Origin of the sequence: Rahnella sikkimica (genome assembly GCF_002951615.1) — a bacterium.
Lineage (GTDB): Bacteria > Pseudomonadota > Gammaproteobacteria > Enterobacterales > Enterobacteriaceae > Rahnella > Rahnella sikkimica.
The window spans coordinates 113,100-126,413 of record NZ_CP019062.1 but is presented as its reverse complement, the minus strand read 5'-3'; the positions used below and the strand labels follow the sequence as shown (position 1 = coordinate 126,413).

The following is a 13,314-nucleotide window of genomic DNA, read 5'->3' as shown; positions in this document are numbered from 1 at the left end:
GCCCTCTTATTTTCAAAGGAATTCACTCTTTGCCATCAGTACTTAATATTCGCCCTTATGAAGAAGCCGATCGTCCCTTTTTGCGCACGTTGTATCTGGCCTCGCGCAAACAGACCTGGACATGGCTGGAAGACGACTTTCAGCTCGAAGATTTTGACCGTGCCGTGATCGGCGAAACAATACTGGTCGCCGAACGCGACGGGCATCTGCTCGGTTTCGCCTCAATATTTACGCAGGAAAACTTCCTGCACAATCTGTTCATTGATCCGCAATATCAGGGGACAGGCGCAGGCAGCGCGTTGCTGCGCGCCAGCGAAAAAACATTCACCCGAACAGGCTCATTAAAATGTTTAGTTAAAAGTAAAAACTCTGTCGGATTTTATTTATCAAAGGGCTGGGAAATCATGGCTACCGGCGATAGCCCGAAGGGGGAATACTATTTATTCCATTCACCAAGAAAATGATTGAAAGGCGAACTATTAACACGCGTGACTAATTTTTTCCGTTCCTGACGAACATCAATTTTTCTTTGTCGTTAAGAGGTTAAATTCCACAGCAGTGCTATACATAACGTTGTCTTCCTTAAAATTTTCCGAGGGTAAGAATGAATAAAACTAAACTGATGCAGGCCGCACTGATCACTGGTGCACTGCTTTTGGCCGGATGTACCAGCCATGTCACACAAAAAGAAAAATTCTCCGGCTTCCTTGGTGACTATTCCAATCTGAAAGAAGTCAAAACCCCGTCAGGTAATCCGGTGCTGCGCTGGGTAGATCCTTCCTTTAAAAAAGCCAATTACTCTTACCTGAAGTACGAGCCGATTACGTTCTATCCTGAACCGAAGCCAACTGATCAAATCAGCAAAGAGACGTTGCAGGGTGTTCTGGATTACGCAAACAGCCGTTTGAAACCCGCTTTGGGCGAACGCATGCAACTGACTGACCATGCCGGCCCGCGTACCCTGATTTTCCGCGGTGCGATCACCGGCGTGAATACTTCAGCGGAAGGTTTGCAGTTCTATGAAGTGATTCCGGTTGCACTGGTCATTGCAAGTGCTGAAACCGCCAGCGGACACCGCACACGTGATACTGAAGTCTATTTCGAAGGCGAGCTGATCGACGCCAGCACCGGCAAACCGGTCTTCAAAGTCGTGCGTAAAGGCTTCGGTAAACAAGTTTCCAATGATACTCAGAAAGTCACCGCTAACGATCTGAAAGTCGTGATTGATGGTATGGCAAACGACACCAAGTTATTCCAGATGAACTAAGCCATAAGTGTGAGTCAGCGATTTTGAGAGGCAGCCAGATGGCTGCCTTTTTATTTTCTTCATATCACTTTTTTCACACCGCACTGCTCATGAATTCCCGTAACCAGATATGCGCCGGGTCGCGATGCGAGCGTTCGTGCCAGTACATGTACATTTCAAAACCGGGAACTTTCACGGGCGGTTCGGTAAGTTGCAACGCGGGGTTGCCACGCACCAGACGCTCGGGAAGCATGGCGACTAAATCGGTGGTCAGCAGTACCTGAATGACAAACAGGAAATGCGGCACGGAGAGGACCACGCGCCTTGATAATCCGGCCTCCGCCAGCGCGCTGTCAGTGATGCCCTGAAATCCGCCGCCGTCTGGCGAAACGATCACATGTTCAAGCGAACAAAACACCGGCATAGTGACGGGCTTCGCGAGCTGCGGATGTCCTTGTCTGCCAACCAGCACATAGCGCTCGGAGAACAACAACGTGCGGTGTAAATCCTTCAGTACCGCTTCCCCTGTATGAAATCCCAGATCCAGTTCTCCGCGCTCCATTTTCCGCATAATCCGCACTGGTGATGTCTCAAAAATCGCCAGTTTTGTTCCGGGCGCAACAGCGCGAAATGCCTGGAGCACAGGCAACACAATGGTGGATTCGCCATAATCCGCCGCGCCCAGATTCCAGGTATTCTCTGCCTTCGATGGATCGAAAACGTCACCGGCAGAAACCGCGGACGCCAGAGCAGCCAGCGCCTGTTGCAGAGGTTGACGTAACTCATCAGCCCGCGCTGTCGGGCGCATTCCGCGCGGGCCAGGCAGCAGTAACGGATCGTCAAAAAACTCACGCAATTTAGCCAGCTGAACGCTGATTGAAGGCTGGGAAAGGTTCAGCCGCTGCGCCGCCCGCGTGACATTGTGCTCCGCGAGCAGGACATCCAGCGTGTGCAATAAGTTGAGATCCAGACGGCCGAAATTATTCATAACTATACCTGGTATATTTTAAATTCATTTTTACTATACCTGACGGCGGCCTACTCTGCTTTCATCACTTAACGGAGAGTTCGCCATGAATATTTTAATCGTCTACGCCCATCCGGAACCCAAATCCCTGAACGGTTCGCTGAAAGATTTTGCGGTAAAATACCTGCAGGCCGCCGGTCACAACGTACAGGTTTCTGACCTGTATGCCATGCAATGGAAAGCGCCGCTGGATGCCGGAGATAACACGTCGCCTTCACCGGAGATCCCCTTTAATCCCTCTCAGGATTCTCAACGCGCTTTTAAAAACGGGACGCAAAGCCCGGACATCGCCACTGAACAGGAAAAGCTGCGTTGGGCGGATACAGTGATTTTCCAGTTTCCGCTGTGGTGGTTCTCCATGCCCGCCATTATGAAAGGCTGGGTGGAACGGGTTTACGCCTACGGTTTTGCATACGGCGTGGGCGAACATTCGGACACGCACTGGGGCGACCGTTACGGTGAAGGGAATATGTCGGGGAAACGCGCCATGCTGATGGTAACGACCGGAGGCTGGGAACCACATTACAGCCCGCGCGGAATCAACGGTTCTGTCGATGATTTATTGTTCCCGATCCATCACGGGATCCTGCATTATCCGGGCTTTACCGTGCTCCCGCCGCTGGTGTTCTACCGCTCCGGTCGTACAGATGAAGCGCGCTTTAATCAGCTTTGCGACGAACTGGCGACCCGGCTGGATACGCTGGAAACCACAACCCCCATCGCCTTCCGCCAGCAAAATGGCGGCGACTATGACATCCCTTCACTGACGCTTAAAGCTGATATCACGCCGGAGAAAACCGGGTTTGCGGCACACCTGAAATAACGTCCAGAAGAATTTCATGCATAAAAAACGCCAGCGGATCGTTTAATCTCGCTGGCGTTTTTTCCGGATTTTCAGAAGCAGGTTTCTCTGGAAATGATTCATACTTAATCGTTATTTCTTCCTTGGGCATTGCCGTTTTTGGCTAAATACATTGCTCTGTCAGCATATTCAAGAAGCTGCCGCGCGTCGTTACCATGCTCCGGATAGAGTGCGATCCCGATACTGGCCGCAATGTTCAAACGATGGCCCTCCAGGGTAAAATGAGGATTGAAAGCGTTGCGGATCTTTTCTGACACCTGAGCCGCATGCTCAGGCAATGAAGCCCCCTGCAGCAAAATCACAAACTCATCGCCACCGACACGAGCGACGGTATCCGATTCACTCACACACAACCTCAGGCGCGAAGCGGTCTCTTGTAGCAGTAAATCGCCAATACCATGGCCAAGCGTATCGTTAACCTGTTTAAATTTGTCGAGATCAATGTACAAAAGTGACAATTGATCTTTCCCCTGACGTGCTGCAGAGAGTGCGTCTTTCAGGCGATCATGCAAAAAACCACGGTTCGGGAGGTCGGTCAGTGGGTCATATTTCGCCATATACTGCAACCGTGCCTGCATTTTCTGACGTTCAATGACAGTCGCAATTTGAGTCGACACAAACTGCAGTAATTCCTGATCCTGCTCGTTGTAGCACACTCCCCCCGGATAACTTTTCACCATAAGTACGCCAATCGTACCTTTATGAGACTTAAGCGGAACACCCAGCCAGCTGAACGGATTCATGCCAAAAGAAATCCGCAACTCCTGCAGGCGGGCAACCATCGTCTCAGGCGTGAGCAGCAGCGGTAGCCCGGTATGAATAATCTCTGCGTAGAACGTTCCGGGTATCAGTGCAAACGGGTCTGGCGTCTGCAGAAACTCATCCACATGATAAGGAAAGCTCAGTTGGCCGGTTTCATTGTCGTAGAGCGTCACCGAAAAATTATCGACAGGAAGCAGCGTGCCGACGATTTCATGAATGCGCTGGAATAGCTTGAGCAAATCTTCGGCGGTATGAGCGGCTTCGGAAATGGAATAAAGCGCAGACTGCAACGATTCGGATCGTTTGCGTTCAGTGATATCGCGGGCAACGCCAATGCGTAATTGATCGGCCGGTGACCAGCGTGCTGACCACATGATGTTGACGACTTGCCCGTTCTTGTGAACGTAACGGTTCTCAAAGTGAAACTGAGGATGGCCAGACATGACGCCCACCACCGAGTTTCGGGTTATTTCCCGATCTTCAGGCAGCATCAGATCAAACATATTTTTGCCCACCATTTCTTTCGGCGTATAGCCGAAAATACGTTCGCATGATGCGCTCGCAAAAACGATATTGGCATGGGCATCGACCGCAAAAACAGCATCCATCATGAGATCAATAAAACTGGTCAACGCCGCGTGAGGATTCGATTCCATAGAGAAATTATCAGGCCTGAGTATAAGAGTGATTACGACTACATTTACGGTAGATACCTGTAGCCCATTATCACTGCATCACTTTGCACCAATGCCTGTTTTGGCCCGGCTTACGGACAGATGAAGCAGTATAATTCATCCCCTGTAAAGGCATCTCAAGCCCGTTCAGGGAGGATTAATTATTTATACATTAATATTATGATAGGAGCTATTTTTCTGCCCCGCATGAATGACTTACCGGCCCCCTCTTGCGATTCAGAGCCAGAGAATGCCAGACACAAAAATAAAAAAGCCCGCATTTACGCGGGCTTAGGTGATTTTACGTGCAGGCTATTGCCAGACGTTAAATCATTCCCACTCAATCGTCGCCGGTGGTTTACCGGAGATGTCGTAAACGACGCGGGAAATGCCGTTAACTTCGTTGATGATGCGGTTGGAGCAGCGGCCGAGGAAATCGTACGGCAGGTGCGCCCAGTGCGCGGTCATGAAGTCGATGGTTTCTACTGCGCGCAGTGAAACAACCCAGTCGTATTTACGGCCATCGCCCATCACGCCCACGGAGCGGACTGGCAGGAAGACGGTGAACGCCTGGCTGACCTTGTTGTACAGGTCGGCTTTGTGCAGTTCTTCGATGAAGATAGCATCGGCGCGACGCAGCAGGTCACAGTATTCTTTCTTCACTTCGCCCAGCACACGAACACCCAGACCTGGCCCAGGGAACGGGTGACGGTAAAGCATGTCGTACGGCAGACCGAGTTCCAGACCGATTTTGCGCACTTCGTCTTTGAACAGCTCTTTCAGCGGCTCAACCAGACCCAGTTTCATTTCTTTCGGCAGACCGCCCACGTTGTGGTGCGATTTTATGACGTGTGCTTTACCGGTCGCAGACGCGGCGGATTCAATCACGTCAGGGTAGATGGTGCCCTGCGCCAGCCACTTCACGGCATCTTGCTTACAGGCTTCTTCGTCGAAGACTTCCACAAACACGCGGCCGATAATTTTACGTTTCGCTTCCGGCTCATCAACACCGGCCAGCGCTGACAGGAAACGGTCTTCCGCAGCAACGTGAACAATGTTCAGGCCAAAACGGTCGCCGAACATTTCCAGAACCTGATCCGCTTCGTTAAGACGCAGCAGGCCGTTGTCCACGAACACGCAGGTCAGACGGTCGCCGATGGCGCGGTGCAGCAGCATAGCGGTCACGGAGGAGTCAACGCCGCCGGACAGGCCGAGGATCACGTGATCGTCGCCAATCTGAACGCGCAGGCGCTCAATGGCATCTTCGATGATTTTCGCTGGCGTCCACAGAGCTTCACACTCGCAGATATCCATGATGAAACGTTCGAGCAGGCGCAGGCCCTGACGGGTGTGCGTCACTTCAGGGTGGAACTGCACACCGTAGAAGCGTTTTTCTTCGTTAGCCATAATGGCAAACGGGCAAGTCTCGGTACTGGCAACGGTCACGAAATCAGACGGGATGGCGGTGACTTTATCGCCGTGGCTCATCCAGACGTCGAGCAGCGGTTTATTGTTTTCGCTCAGGGCATCCTGAATGTCGCGGATCAGCGCGCTTTCAGTCTGAACTTCAACCTGCGCATAACCAAATTCGCGCTCGTTCGAACCTTCAACCTGACCGCCTAACTGCATTGCCATGGTTTGCATGCCGTAGCAGACGCCCAGAACCGGGACACCGGCTTCGAAGACGTAATCAGGGGCGCGCGGGCTGTCATGCTCGGTGGTACTTTCCGGGCCGCCGGACAGGATGATCCCGTTCGGGTTGAATTCGCGGATTTGGGCTTCGGTTACGTCCCAGGCCCAGAGTTCGCAATAGACACCGAGTTCACGCACGCGGCGCGCAACAAGCTGGGTGTACTGGGAGCCGAAATCGAGGATCAGGATACGGTGCTTGTGAATATTTTCGCTCATGAGGGGGCGTTTTCCAGAAAGCAATAAAAGCGTTAAAACAACAGGTTAAATATTTCTTTATGCATTAAAAGCAGACAGCGAGCTATTTGCTCGCTGTCTCAGGGGATTAGGAACCCATGCGGTAGTTCGGCGACTCTTTGGTAATCGTCACGTCATGTACGTGGCTTTCCTGAATCCCTGCACCGCTGATACGAACAAATTCAGCCTTGGTGCGCAGGTCGTCGATGGTAGCACAACCGGTCAGCCCCATACAGGAGCGCAGGCCGCCCATTTGCTGGTGGATGATTTCTTTCAGACGGCCTTTATAAGCAACGCGACCTTCGATACCTTCCGGCACCAGTTTGTCAGCCGCGTTATCGGTCTGGAAGTAACGGTCAGAAGAGCCTTTGGACATCGCGCCCAGAGAACCCATGCCACGGTAGGACTTGTACGAACGCCCCTGATACAGCTCGATTTCGCCCGGAGATTCTTCGGTACCTGCCAGCATACCGCCGACCATCACGCAGCTTGCGCCGGCCGCGATAGCTTTTGCGATGTCGCCGGAGAAGCGGATACCGCCGTCAGCGATAACCGGAATACCGGTGCCTTCCAGCGCTTCAACCGCGTCAGAAACGGCAGTGATTTGCGGAACACCGACGCCGGTGACGATACGGGTGGTACAGATTGAACCAGGGCCGATACCGACTTTAACCGCGCTCACACCCGCTTTAGCCAGTGCAAGTGCACCTGAACCCGTCGCGACGTTACCGCCGATGATTTGAAGATCCGGGTATTTTGCGCGGGTAGCGCGAATACGTTCCAGAACGCCTTCGGAGTGACCGTGTGAGGAGTCGATCAGCAGAACGTCAACACCCGCCGCAACCAGAGCATCGATACGCTCTTCGTTGCCCGCGCCTGCGCCAACTGCCGCACCGACGCGCAGGCTGCCCTGCTCATCTTTACAGGCGTTTGGTTTACGTTCGGCTTTCTGGAAGTCTTTTACGGTGATCATACCGAGCAGATGGAATTGCGCGTCAACAACCAGCGCTTTCTCTACGCGTTTTTCGTGCATTTTTTGCAGGACGACTTCGCGGGCTTCGCCTTCTTTCACGGTAACCAGACGTTCTTTCGGCGTCATGACTGCGGTGACAGGCTGTTCCAGATCGGTCACGAAGCGCACGTCACGACCGGTAATAATACCGACCAGTTCGTTTTCTTCGGTCACAACCGGATAACCGGCAAACCCGTTAATTTCGGTGAGTTCTTTAACCTGACGTAAAGTGGTCGCCGGGGTGACCGTTTTAGGGTCAGCAACAACGCCGCTTTCATGCTTTTTCACGCGACGGACTTCTTCCGCCTGACGCTCAATAGACATGTTCTTGTGGATGAATCCGAGGCCGCCTTCCTGCGCCAGAGCAATCGCCAGATTCGCTTCAGTCACGGTATCCATGGCTGCGGACAGCATAGGGATATTCAGACGGATTTTAGCGGTCAGTTGAGTACCGAGATCGGCAGTATTAGGCAGAACTGTGGAGTGAGCTGGAACAAGGAGAACGTCGTCGAACGTTAGTGCTTCTTTTGCGATACGTAGCATGGGCAATATCTCACCAAGGTGGATGCGGAAAAGATAAAATATTGCAGCGGGAGTTTACAGGTGAATGGGCATCCCGACCAGCACTATTTGAAAAAACTTCTTGATTCCCATTTTAGGGTATGTAGTATCGGTCGATTAAGTCTCTGTTTTTGAATTTGATCTGGATCACATGCCACTACCTTCTTCGCCTCCTATTTTTACCGTAAGCCGCCTCAATCAGACGGTCCGACAGTTGCTGGAAAACGAAATGGGTCAGGTCTGGCTCTCCGGTGAGATCTCAAACTTCTCCCAGCCTTCCTCCGGCCACTGGTATTTCACGCTCAAAGATGACCGCGCACAGGTCAAATGCGCCATGTTCCGCAATACCAACAGGCGCACCACGTTTCGTCCGCAAAACGGTCAGCAGGTTTTGGTCCGCGCGACCATTACATTGTATGAACCGCGCGGCGATTATCAGCTGATTGCCGAGAGTATGCAGGAAGCCGGTGACGGTTTATTGCAGCAGAAATTCGATTTACTGAAACAACAGCTGGCCGCCGAAGGGTTGTTCGACACGCAGTTCAAACAGCCGTTGCCCTCACCGGCAAAATGCGTCGGGGTCATTACCTCGGCCAGCGGTGCCGCGCTGCACGATGTGCTGAACGTGCTCAAACGCCGCGATCCTTCCCTGCCCGTCATAATCTATCCGACCTCCGTTCAGGGCGTGGATGCGCCGGGGCAAATTGTCCGCGCCATTGCGATCGCCAATGCCCGCGAAGAAGTCGATGTGCTGATTGTCGGGCGCGGTGGCGGTTCACTGGAAGATTTGTGGAGCTTTAACGATGAGCGCGTGGCGCGGGCGATTTTCGCCAGCCGTATTCCGATTGTCAGCGCCGTCGGCCATGAAACCGACGTAACCATTGCCGACTTCGTTGCGGATTTACGCGCCCCGACACCGTCGGCCGCCGCAGAGTTGATCAGCCGTAATCAGCTGGAGTTGCTGCGCCAGATTCAGTCACAGCAGCAGCGTCTTGAAATGGCGATGGATTATTATCTCGCACAGCTGGCGCAACGTTTTTCGCGTCTTAATCACCGCCTGCAGCAACAGCATCCGCATTTACGTCTGGCGCGCCAGCAAACGGCGTTGTTCAAACTGCGCCGCCGTCTGGATGAAGCGATGCAAAACCATCTGCGCCAGATTCTGCGCCGTAGCGACAGGCTGCAACAGCGTCTGACTCAGCAACAACCGCAACCGCGAATTCACCGCGCCCAGCAACGGGTTCAGCAGCTGCAATACCGGCTGCAACAGGCAATGTCATCGCAGCTTGCACAAAGCCGCCAGCGTTTTGGTACGGCCTGCACGCAGCTTGAAGCGGTCAGCCCGCTGGCTACGCTGGCAAGGGGTTACAGCGTGACGACTACGCCAAAAGGCACTTTGCTGAAGAAAACGACCCAGACGGCACCCGGTGAGATTCTGAAAACACGGCTTGCCGATGGCTGGATTGAAAGTGAAGTGAAAGCGGTGGTGGCGGAAAAGAAAACGCGGAAACGTGCGGTTAAATAAGCGTTGGATTGACCTCCCCTTCGCAGGGGAGGTGTTTGAAAATATTACAGATTATAGCAATTGGTTTTCACGCCGTTCACCCAAAGCTCACGCTTTTCACTTTCCGGCAGAACAATGTTCAGGGTTTTCCACGCCGGTTTGAAATCGCCGCGCTGAGTCAGCGTGATATCAATCCGCTGCCCGTTACTGATAATTTCCCAGTTCACCCACATCGCATGATTTTGCTCCCAGCGGTGGCTTTCGCCATCATCTTCAAACAGTATCCCGCTTGATTGCGCCTGACCTGCCGCCGGATAAACATGCAGCTCACGCAGCATATCCCGGCTGGCGTCAACGTGCGCGAGACGGGAAGATTGCGGCAGCGCTGCACCGGCGCGCACCAGCAGCGGCAGGCGATCCAGCGGTGCATCACGGGTGATTGTCTGACCACCGGCAAACCATTCGCCGGTATAGAAATCACACCAGCCGATGCCGTTATCCGGCAAATAGACGCTGCGTTCGCGCTGACCTTCTTCCACAACGCTGGCGACCAGCAAGTCGCGTCCCATCAGGAAATCATCGGTCTCGGTGAACGTATTCTCGTCGTGTTCGTGATCGAGGAACGTCGGACGCAGCATCGGTTCATCTTCGGTATGCGCCTGCCACAACAGCGTGTAGAAATACGGCAACAGGCGGTAACGCAAGCGGATCGCGTCACGGATCATCGGCGTCACCTGCGGGTACATCCACGGCTCATTCACGGTGTTATCGTCATTCCATGAGTGAATGGTAAAACGCGGATGCATCACACCGTTTTGTACCCAACGAACAAACAGTTCAGCCTCCGGTTTATCGCCGGAGAACCCGCCGACGTCATGCCCGACGTTGTACAAACCGGACAAACTCATCCCGATGCCCATACGCGTGTTATAACGCAACGTCTGCCAGTTGGTACGGTTATCGCCGCTCCACGTCTGCACATAACGCTGCATTCCCGCACAGCCGGAACGCGAAATCAGGTACGGACGGGTTTCCGGCGCAAATTTTTGCTGCGCTTCAAACGACGCACGCATCATCAGCAACGGCATAACCGGCCGGATGTGTTTGATGGCGATCGATTTGCCGAATCCGTGGCAGTGCGCATCGCTGTCCCAGACTTCGTATTCGTTGTTGTCGTTCCAGGTCGAGCCGATGCCTTTTTCCAGCAACTGCTGCGTTACGCCTTTTTGCCACCAGCGCACGGCGGACGGATGCGTGAAATCGAGATGTGAACCTTCGTCATCCCAGAAAACCGAACGCTCCGGCTGGTTGCTTTCGCTGTCGCGAATGAACAAGCCCTGCTCCGCCACTTGCCCGTATTGCGGGTGATCCTGCAACAGACAGGGTTTGATGTTAGCGGCCAGACGGATACCGGCGTCAAGAAACGCTTTCGACATCACTTCCGGCTCAGGCACTTTGTCGTAGTTCCAGTTGAACACGTAACGTTTGTTGCCAATCGACGTGTAACCCGATGAAAGCTGGAAGGAATCGCACGGAATTTCGTGCTGCTGGCACAGCGTGATGAATTTCATCAGTTGCTGCTGGGCGTCCGGCGCGTCGGTGTAATACATCGTCGAACCGCTGTAACCGAGGCTCCATTTCGGGCCGAATGTGGTTTTGCCGGTCAGCTTCACCAGCTTTTTGGTGACGTCCAGCGACGTCGGACCGATAAACAGGTAGTAATCCAGATCGCCCGCTTCAGCGCTGAAACGGCGGTATGGCAGATGGTAGTTATCCAGCTCATTGCCCAGATCCAGCCATACATTGCTGAGATTGTCGTAGAACAGGCCGAAACTGACGTCATTGCGGCGCGTCATCGTAAACGGAATATGTTTGTACAACGGGTCGGTGCTGGCCGCGTTATAACCCATCGCATCAAGATTACGCATTTCGAAACGGCGGCCGCTGCGATTGAGATCACCGGCCTTTTCACCCAGCCCGTACACACCGTCCTGCTTTTCACGTAGCTGGTAATGCGCCGAGGCATCGCCTTTTACTGCCAGCATATACGCGCCGGTTTTGCGGTCACTGACCAGCGGCTGCCATTCACCCGCCGTGTTTTTATGTTCCCACTCCAGCCACAACGGCTGATGAACCGTGACGCGCAGCGCGTCGGTTGTTAACGTCAGCGAGTCTTCACCTTGTGACAACTGGTAGCCCGGCTGCGAAAAACCTTCGCTGCTCAGGCGGTCACGTCCTTCCCACGGCACATCATTTTGTGGCGCGATGCTCCAGGTTCTGTCCAGCGCCAGTTCGCCGTTGCGCTGAATAAAGACGCGAATCAGCCCCTGCTCAAGCACCCGCAAACAAAACAGATGCTTACCGTCAACACGCAGATCCACGCCTGCGTTGTCCTGCCCGGCAAGCTCCCAGTGTTTTAACGTTTTCATACACTCTCCCTTTTTGCCGGATTGCGGCGTTCTGCGATCAGGGCAATCAGGAATACGGCCCCAACCAAATCAAAGAATCCCATGGCGATAAACAACGGATTAAAACCAATCGTGTCGGCCACTGCGCCAATCAGCAGTGAAAACAGGAAGCTGGCAATCCACGCGGAAGAACCGCGCATTCCGTTGACGGTCGCAACCTGACTTTTATCGAATGTTTCGACGACAACCGCACTGAGCATGCAGGAAATAACCTGATGGCCGAATCCGCCGATGGAAATCAGTGCGATGGCGGCATACGGGCTTTGCGTCAGTGCAACCAGCGCCAGGGACAGCATCATGAATGCGCCGGTGACGGAGCTGGCCACAATGGAGTTAATGCGGGTACAGCCGAAAACTTTGCGGTAGAGCGTAGTGAGATACCCGCTGGCGATACTGCCCAGATCGGCGGCCAGGAACGGCAACCAGGCGAACATCACGATGTGCTTTAAATCCATGCCGCGCTCGTTGGCGAGATACAGCGGCACCCAGAAACTGAAGACGGCCCATGCCGGTTCAGCCAGAAATGCCGGAATGGCGATGCCGTAGAATTTCTTGTTCTTGCAGACAATTTTCAGGGATTTAATGAACGGCAGGCGTTCCTGCTGCGGCTCGTTGTCCTGACGGATCAGCGCCAGTTCTTCCTTGCTTAAGTTCGGATGCGTTTCCGGTGAATGATAAAATTTCCACCACAGCAGAACCCACAGCATCGACAGCACGCCGCAAAACAGGAACGCGCCACGCCAGCCAAATGATATGTGCGCTACCAGAATGATCGGCGGTGCCAGCATTGCGCCGATGGAGAAGCCGACGCCCGCCCAGCCCGCAGCAACCGGACGTTCTTTACGCGGGAACCAGTCGGAAATCGCTTTTGCGTTGGCCGGTGTGGCCGCCGCTTCGGCGCTCCCCATGAAGAAACGCAAGACGGCAAGCTGGATCCAGCTGCCCGCACCCGCGTGCAACATACAAACCACAGCCCAGATTGACGCACAAATCAGAAAGCCAAGTTTCAGCCCGATAACGTCAATCAGCCAGCCGCACAACGGCTGGAATATCGTGTAAGCCGCCTGAAACGCCGCGACGATGTAGGAATATTGTTCGGTCGTCATGTTCAGGCTGGTTTTAAGTTCAGCAGCCAGTAAACCCAGAGAATTTCGGGTGACGTAGTTAACCGTCACGCCGAGGAGGAACAGCGCCAGCATCCACCAGCGTAAAGCTTTTATTTTACGACGCCCTGTCACGGCGGCCGTTTCGGTGTTTATTTGAATTGTCATG

At 53.6% G+C, this 13,314-nt stretch carries 10 protein-coding genes; 4 read left to right on the top strand and 6 right to left on the bottom strand.

Annotated features, from left to right (window positions below; genetic code table 11):
- Positions 1-29: 29 nt before the first annotated feature.
- On the top strand, positions 30-464 hold the full coding sequence (locus BV494_RS00585; protein WP_104921088.1) for a GNAT family N-acetyltransferase: 435 nt from the start codon (positions 30-32) through the stop codon (positions 462-464).
- Positions 465-604: 140 nt separating this feature from the next.
- Positions 605-1,267: a DUF3313 domain-containing protein gene (locus BV494_RS00580; RefSeq protein WP_104921087.1), complete on the top strand. Its 663-nt coding sequence runs from the start codon at positions 605-607 to the stop codon at positions 1,265-1,267.
- A gap of 73 nt (positions 1,268-1,340) precedes the next feature.
- Here BV494_RS00580 and BV494_RS00575 read toward each other — a convergent pair whose 3' ends face one another.
- The gene (locus tag BV494_RS00575; RefSeq protein ID WP_104921086.1) at positions 1,341-2,234 is read right to left on the bottom strand and encodes a LysR family transcriptional regulator; all 894 of its coding nucleotides are present in this window, start codon (positions 2,232-2,234) and stop codon (positions 1,341-1,343) included.
- Between the two features lie 85 nt (positions 2,235-2,319).
- Between BV494_RS00575 and BV494_RS00570 the strand changes: the two genes are divergently transcribed.
- Complete coding sequence (locus BV494_RS00570) at positions 2,320-3,096, top strand: NAD(P)H-dependent oxidoreductase (protein WP_104921085.1); 777 nt, start codon at positions 2,320-2,322, stop codon at positions 3,094-3,096.
- A 104-nt stretch (positions 3,097-3,200) separates the two neighbouring features.
- Here BV494_RS00570 and BV494_RS00565 read toward each other — a convergent pair whose 3' ends face one another.
- From BV494_RS00565 to guaB, 3 genes are all read right to left on the bottom strand, one after another.
- On the bottom strand, positions 3,201-4,553 hold the full coding sequence (locus tag BV494_RS00565) for a sensor domain-containing protein (RefSeq protein ID WP_104921084.1): 1,353 nt from the start codon (positions 4,551-4,553) through the stop codon (positions 3,201-3,203).
- A 348-nt stretch (positions 4,554-4,901) separates the two neighbouring features.
- A complete protein-coding gene (gene guaA, locus BV494_RS00560; RefSeq protein ID WP_104921083.1) occupies positions 4,902-6,479 on the bottom strand; it encodes a glutamine-hydrolyzing GMP synthase in 1,578 nt (525 codons plus the stop codon).
- A 106-nt stretch (positions 6,480-6,585) separates the two neighbouring features.
- Positions 6,586-8,052 carry an IMP dehydrogenase gene (gene guaB / locus BV494_RS00555; protein ID WP_192938052.1) on the bottom strand — a complete coding sequence of 489 codons (1,467 nt, stop codon included), beginning with the start codon at positions 8,050-8,052 and terminating at the stop codon, positions 6,586-6,588.
- Between the two features lie 169 nt (positions 8,053-8,221).
- Between guaB and xseA the strand changes: the two genes are divergently transcribed.
- Positions 8,222-9,595 (top strand): exodeoxyribonuclease VII large subunit, encoded by a 1,374-nt coding sequence (gene xseA, locus BV494_RS00550; RefSeq protein WP_104921081.1) that lies wholly within the window; start codon positions 8,222-8,224, stop codon positions 9,593-9,595.
- Between the two features lie 44 nt (positions 9,596-9,639).
- On the opposite strand, the gene BV494_RS00545 is transcribed toward xseA, so the two are convergent.
- Together BV494_RS00545 and BV494_RS00540 are read right to left on the bottom strand one after the other, a co-directional pair.
- The gene (locus tag BV494_RS00545; protein WP_104921080.1) at positions 9,640-12,003 is read right to left on the bottom strand and encodes a glycoside hydrolase family 31 protein; all 2,364 of its coding nucleotides are present in this window, start codon (positions 12,001-12,003) and stop codon (positions 9,640-9,642) included.
- Positions 12,000-13,313: an MFS transporter gene (locus BV494_RS00540; RefSeq protein ID WP_104921079.1), complete on the bottom strand. Its 1,314-nt coding sequence runs from the start codon at positions 13,311-13,313 to the stop codon at positions 12,000-12,002. Before BV494_RS00540 ends, BV494_RS00545 begins: the two co-directional genes overlap by 4 nt.
- Between the last annotated feature and the right edge of the window lies 1 nt (position 13,314).

What these genes read in the sequence shown, in the direction of transcription:
- BV494_RS00580 (WP_104921087.1), top strand. Translation starts at nt 605, where the DNA reads ATGAATAAAACTAAACTGATGCAGGCCGCACTGATCACTGGTGCACTG.
- BV494_RS00575 (WP_104921086.1), bottom strand. Translation starts at nt 2,234, where the DNA reads ATGAATAATTTCGGCCGTCTGGATCTCAACTTATTGCACACGCTGGAT.
- BV494_RS00545 (WP_104921080.1), bottom strand. Translation starts at nt 12,003, where the DNA reads ATGAAAACGTTAAAACACTGGGAGCTTGCCGGGCAGGACAACGCAGGC.
- BV494_RS00565 (WP_104921084.1), bottom strand. Translation starts at nt 4,553, where the DNA reads ATGGAATCGAATCCTCACGCGGCGTTGACCAGTTTTATTGATCTCATG.
- guaB (WP_192938052.1), bottom strand. Translation starts at nt 8,052, where the DNA reads ATGCTACGTATCGCAAAAGAAGCACTAACGTTCGACGACGTTCTCCTT.
- xseA (WP_104921081.1), top strand. Translation starts at nt 8,222, where the DNA reads ATGCCACTACCTTCTTCGCCTCCTATTTTTACCGTAAGCCGCCTCAAT.
- BV494_RS00570 (WP_104921085.1), top strand. Translation starts at nt 2,320, where the DNA reads ATGAATATTTTAATCGTCTACGCCCATCCGGAACCCAAATCCCTGAAC.
- BV494_RS00540 (WP_104921079.1), bottom strand. Translation starts at nt 13,313, where the DNA reads ATGACAATTCAAATAAACACCGAAACGGCCGCCGTGACAGGGCGTCGT.
- guaA (WP_104921083.1), bottom strand. Translation starts at nt 6,479, where the DNA reads ATGAGCGAAAATATTCACAAGCACCGTATCCTGATCCTCGATTTCGGC.